Source organism: Sphingomonas bacterium, from assembly GCF_903644055.1.
GTDB lineage: Bacteria > Pseudomonadota > Alphaproteobacteria > Sphingomonadales > Sphingomonadaceae > Sphingomonas_I.
Map to the genome: position 1 here is coordinate 1 of NZ_CAHJXD010000143.1, position 5,307 is coordinate 5,307.

Annotated in this window: 4 protein-coding genes; 3 read left to right on the forward strand and 1 reads right to left on the reverse strand. The window is 70.9% G+C overall.

The genetic code is table 11. The annotated features are described in order from the left end of the window. Positions 1 to 1,098 (forward strand): helix-turn-helix domain-containing protein (locus HUU94_RS06355; protein WP_174274262.1); only part of this gene is annotated, 1,098 nt, incomplete at its 5' end. 96 nt (positions 1,099 to 1,194) lie between these two features. Here HUU94_RS06355 and HUU94_RS06360 read toward each other — a convergent pair. Next, positions 1,195 to 1,821, reverse strand: coding sequence for a phosphatase PAP2 family protein (locus HUU94_RS06360; RefSeq protein ID WP_174274263.1), 627 nt, complete (start codon positions 1,819 to 1,821; stop codon positions 1,195 to 1,197). A 162-nt stretch (positions 1,822 to 1,983) separates the two neighbouring features. Here HUU94_RS06360 and HUU94_RS06365 point away from each other — a divergent pair, with 162 nt between their 5' ends. Both HUU94_RS06365 and HUU94_RS06370 read left to right on the forward strand, forming a co-directional pair. Next, the gene (locus tag HUU94_RS06365) at positions 1,984 to 3,579 is read left to right on the forward strand and encodes a carboxyl transferase domain-containing protein (protein WP_174274264.1); all 1,596 of its coding nucleotides are present in this window, start codon (positions 1,984 to 1,986) and stop codon (positions 3,577 to 3,579) included. A gap of 31 nt (positions 3,580 to 3,610) precedes the next feature. Beyond that, positions 3,611 to 5,307: acetyl-CoA carboxylase biotin carboxylase subunit (locus tag HUU94_RS06370; protein WP_174274265.1), on the forward strand; the 1,697-nt coding region annotated here is incomplete at its 3' end.

The following is a 5,307-nucleotide window of genomic DNA, read 5'->3' on the forward strand; positions in this document are numbered from 1 at the left end:
GCCGAGCAGCAGCCGGGCCTCGCCGAGCGCTTCGTGGCGCTGCACGGCGCGTGGCGCGCGGCCGAGGCGCGGCGCCAGATCGCCGACGAGGCGATCGCCAGCGGCGTCGAGGGCGGCGGGCGGCTGCCGTGGGAGGAGGTGCGCGACTGGTTTCACGAGGCGGGCAATTATGTCGGCGTGCTCGACGAGGCGGCCGAGGCGCTGGCGGGCGCGATCGGCGGCCCGCCCGTCGCGACCGAAGCTTTGGTCGCGGCTCTGGCGGACGGCGGCGTCACCGTAACCAGCAGCGGCGATGGCGGGCCGCTGCGCCGCTTCGATCCCGCTTCGGGATCGCTGATCCTCGATGCCGGCCAGCCCGCCGCGACGCGCCGCTTCCTGCTCGCGCATCAGCTCGTCTCGCTGCGCTTTGCCGAGGCGATCGCGAACGTCAGCGCGGGCGCGGCGCTGGTTTCGGACGAGGCGCGCCGCCTGCTGGGGATCGGCCTCGCCAATTATGCGGCGGGGGCGCTGATGATGCCGTACGCCGATTATGCCGCCACGGCGCGCGACCTGCGCCACGATATCGATCGCCTCCGCCAGCGCTTCGGGGTGAGCTTCGAGCAGGCGTGCCACCGCCTCTCGACGCTCCAGCGCCCCGGCGCGCGCGGCCTCCCCTTCTTCTTCTGTCGCGTCGACATGGCGGGCAACATCACCAAGCGGCATTCGGCGACGCGGCTGCAATTCGCGCGCTTCGGCGGCGCCTGCCCGCTGTGGATCGTCCACGAGGCGGTGGCGATCCCCGATCGCATCCTCGTCCAGCTCGCCGAGACGCCCGACGGCGTGCGCTACGTCTCGATGGCCAAGGGGCTGGTCAAGCCATCGGGGAGCTATCAGCGCAGCCCCCGCCGCTACGCGGTCGCGCTGGGCTGCGAGGCGATCCATGCGCGCGCGTTCGTCTATGCCGATGGCCTCGATCTCGGCGGCGCGGCGACGCCGATCGGCATCTCCTGCCGCCTCTGCCCGCGCGACGATTGCGACCAGCGCGCCTTTCCGCCCGCCGAACGCCCGATCATGATCGATCCCGACGTGCGCGAGGTCGTGCCCTATCGCGTGCTTTAGAGGCTGCCCCGTTCAAGCTGAGCCGTCACCCCGGCCTTGAGCCGGGGTGACGTAAGTGCAACGTCGACAGGACGGACTCTGGGTGGTGGCGCAACCCTACCCAAGCCAGCGCATCGGATTGAAGCGTCCGAGCACCCACAGCCGTGCCACGACCGGCGCCAGCGCACGACCGCCCAGCGTTTCGCCGATCGCGACGGCTTGCGCGGCGACCAGCCCGACCACCGCGCCCGCGCCGACGTCGGAGACGAAATGCGTGCAGCGCGGCACCTGGATCGCGCCGATCGCCGCGGCGGTTCCGAAGGCGGCGGCGCGATGCGCCGGATAGCTGCGCGCGATCGCCCCGGCGACCGCGACCGCGCCGGCGGTGTGCCCCGAAGGGAAGCTCGTCATCTCGTGGGCGGGATCATCGCCCCGCCCTGCCCAATAGCGCCCGCCACCGGCGATCACCGTCGGGCGGGTGCGATCGATGCGATGCTTGACGAGGTTCTTGAGCTCGGTCGCCAGCAGTTCCGCCGCCAGCATCCGCGCCCCCGCGCGCGCCAATCGCCGATCGCGCAGCAGCATCCCCGATCCCAAGGTCGCGCAGCAGATCGAGATGAGCTGCGGCTGATCGGCCAGCTCGCTCACCCAGCCGAGCGCCCTCACGGGGGCCGATCTATGCACGGCGGCGGCGGCGCGGGCGATGGCGAGGTCGGCGCGTTCGGCTTGGTTCGGGCGTCTCATGCCGGTTGAATGCCTCAGCCGCGCCGCCGGGGCCATGCGGCCGAAAGATTACGGGCCACCAGGCGGATTGCGCCCGTAAAGCTTTCGGCATCGCCAGCGGTGCGGTATCGGTCCCGACCGGAGACAGGCTCTACCCGGGGCGCGGAGGATGTTGATCGGCGCATGACGATCGTGACCAGCAAGATCGATCCCGCGTCCCCGGCGTTCGGCGCCAACGCGGCGCGCAATCGTGGCCTGGCCGAGGAACTGCGTGATAAGATCGCGCGCGCGGCGCTGGGCGGCGGCGAGCATCATCGCGCGCGGCATGTCGCGCGGGGCAAGATGTTGCCGCGCGATCGCATCCGGCGGCTGCTCGATCCGGGCGCGCCCTTTCTCGAGATCGGCGCGCTCGCCGCCGACGGCCTGTACGACGATGGCGCGCCCGGCGCGGGTATCGTCGCGGGGATCGGCCGGATGCACGGGCGCGAGGTGATGATCGCCGCCAACGATCCCACGGTGAAGGGCGGCGCCTATTTTCCGATGACGGTGAAGAAGCATCTCCGCGCGCAGGAGATCGCCGCGGAAAATCGGCTGCCCTGCGTCTATCTGGTCGATTCGGGCGGCGCCAACCTGCCGCACCAGGCCGAGGTGTTTCCGGACAAGGAGCATTTCGGGCGCATCTTCTTCAATCAGGCAAACCTCAGCGCGCAGGGCATCGCGCAGATCGCCTGCGTGATGGGGAGCTGCACCGCGGGCGGCGCCTATGTGCCCGCGATGAGCGACGAGAGCATCATCGTGCGCGGACAGGGCACGATCTTCCTCGCGGGGCCGCCGCTGGTGAAGGCCGCGACCGGCGAGATCGTCTCGGCCGAGGAGCTCGGCGGCGCCGATACGCATGGCCGCAGGTCCGGCGTCGTCGATCATGTCGCCGACGATGACGCGCATGCGCTGCGGATCGTCCGCGACATCGTCGCCACGCTGCCGCCGCCGGACAAGGCCACCGTCAACCGCGCCGATCCCCGCCCGCCGAAGCTCGATCCCGCCGAACTCTACGGCATCCTTCCGACCGACGTCCGCGCGCCCTATGACGTGCGCGAGGTGATCGGGCGGATCGTCGACGCATCCGAGCTGCACGAATTCAAGCCGCTCTACGGCACGACATTGGTCTGCGGCTTCGCGCATATCTGGGGAATGCCGGTCGCGATCCTCGCCAACAACGGCGTGCTCTTCTCGGAGAGCGCGCAGAAGGGGGCGCATTTCATCGAACTCGCCTGCCAGCGGCGCGTGCCTTTGCTGTTCCTGCAAAACATCTCGGGCTTCATGGTCGGCGGCAAATATGAGGCGGAGGGCATCGCCAAGCATGGCGCCAAGCTCGTCACCGCCGTCGCCACCGCGCAGGTGCCCAAGATCACCGTGCTGATCGGCGGCAGCTTCGGCGCGGGCAATTACGGGATGTGCGGTCGCGCCTACGGCCCGCGCTTTCTCTTCACATGGCCCAATGCGCGGATCGGCGTGATGGGCGGCGAGCAGGCGGCGAGCGTGCTGGCGACCGTGCATCGCGACGCCGAAAGCTGGACGCCCGAGCAGGCGGAGGCCTTCAAGGCGCCGATCCGCGCCAAGTTCGAGGCGGAGGGCGATCCTTATTACGCGACCGCGCGGCTGTGGGACGACGGCATCATCGATCCGGTGCAAACCCGCGACATCCTGGGCCTCGCCTTCGCCGCAACGCTCAACGCGCCGATCGCCGATCATGCGCGCTTCGGCCTGTTCAGGATGTGATGCGCTCCCTTTTGACCATGGCTCGCGGCCGATGATCGATTCGCTGCTCATCGCCAATCGCGGCGAGATCGCGCGGCGGATCATCCGCACGGCGCGCGCGCTCGGCATCCGTACGATCGCGGTGCATTCGGACGTCGATGCCGCGATGCCCTTCGTGCGCGAGGCCGACGAGGCGCTGTGCATCGGCGCGGCGCCGGCGCGCGACAGCTATCTCGACCAGACGAAGATCCTCGCCGCCGCGCGTGCCGCGGGCGCGCGGGCGATCCATCCCGGCTACGGCTTCCTCTCGGAAAATGCCGACTTCGCCGAGGCCGTGCAGGCGGCCGGGCTGGTGTGGGTCGGCGCGCCGCCCGCGGCAATCCGCGCGATGGGGCTGAAGGACGCCGCCAAGCAGCGGATGATCGCCGCCGGCGTTCCCGTCACCCCCGGCTATCTCGGCGCCGATCAGGATCCCGCGCGGCTGCGCGCCGAGGCCGATGCGATCGGCTATCCCGTGCTGATCAAGGCGGTGGCGGGAGGCGGGGGCAAGGGCATGCGGCGGGTGGAGACGCCCGACGCGTTCGCGGACGCACTCTCTAGCTGCCGGCGCGAGGCGGCCTCCGCGTTCGGCGACGATCGCGTGCTGATCGAGAAGTACATCCTCTCGCCGCGCCACATCGAGGTGCAGATATTCGGCGACACGCACGGCAACGTCGTCCATCTGTTCGAACGCGATTGCTCGCTCCAGCGCCGCCACCAGAAGGTGATCGAGGAAGCGCCCGCCCCCGGCATGGACGCCGCGACGCGCGCGGCGATCTGCGCGGCGGCGGTGAAGGCGGCGCAAGCGGTCGATTATGTCGGCGCTGGAACGATCGAGTTCATCGCCGATGCCGGCGAGGGGCTTCGCGCCGATCGCATCTGGTTCATGGAAATGAACACGCGCCTCCAGGTCGAGCATCCCGTGACCGAGGCGATCACCGGGCAGGATTTGGTCGAATGGCAGTTGCGCGTCGCGAGCGGCGAGCCGCTGCCGCTGCGCCAGGAGGCGCTGGCGATCCAGGGCTGGGCGATGGAGGCGCGGCTCTATGCGGAAAATCCCGCGACCGGCTTCCTGCCCTCGATCGGGCGGCTCGATCGGCTGCGCTTCCCCGACGGCGTCCGCGTCGACAGCGGGGTCGAGGAAGGCGGCGCCGTCACGCCCTTCTACGATCCGATGATCGCCAAGCTGATCGTCCACGCGCCTTCGCGCGCGGCGGCGGCGCGCAAGCTCGCCGATGCGGCGGGCGCGATCGAGATCTGGCCGGTCAAGACCAACGCCGGCTTCCTCGCGCGCGCCGCCGCCCACCCCGATTTCGTCGCGGGCCGGATCGATACCGGCTTCATCGAACGCAACGCCGCGACGCTGATTCCCTCGGGCGCGCCGGATGCGAAGCTGATCGCGCGCGCCGCGGCGGCGCTGGTCGCGCTCCAAGGGGATGGGCCGTGGGCGGCGCTCATCGGCTTCCGCGTGAATGCCGCGCCCGAGACCCGCGTCGCGGTCGAGATCGGCGGGCAGCTCCACGAGGCATCGCCCGATGCCGCGGCCGGCGGCACCGTCGCGACGGTCGGGGGCGAGCGCATCCTGTTCGCGGACGGCATGGCCTGGCCGATCACCGAACCGGGGACGGCAAGCGGCGGCGCGGATGCCGCGGCCGGCGACGGCAGCCTGCGCGCGCCGATGCCGGGGCGGATCATCGCGGTCGATGTCGC

Coding starts and splice junctions, on each gene's coding strand:
- HUU94_RS06360 (WP_174274263.1), bottom strand. CDS start 1,821: ATGAGACGCCCGAACCAAGCCGAACGCGCCGACCTCGCCATCGCCCGC.
- HUU94_RS06365 (WP_174274264.1), top strand. CDS start 1,984: ATGACGATCGTGACCAGCAAGATCGATCCCGCGTCCCCGGCGTTCGGC.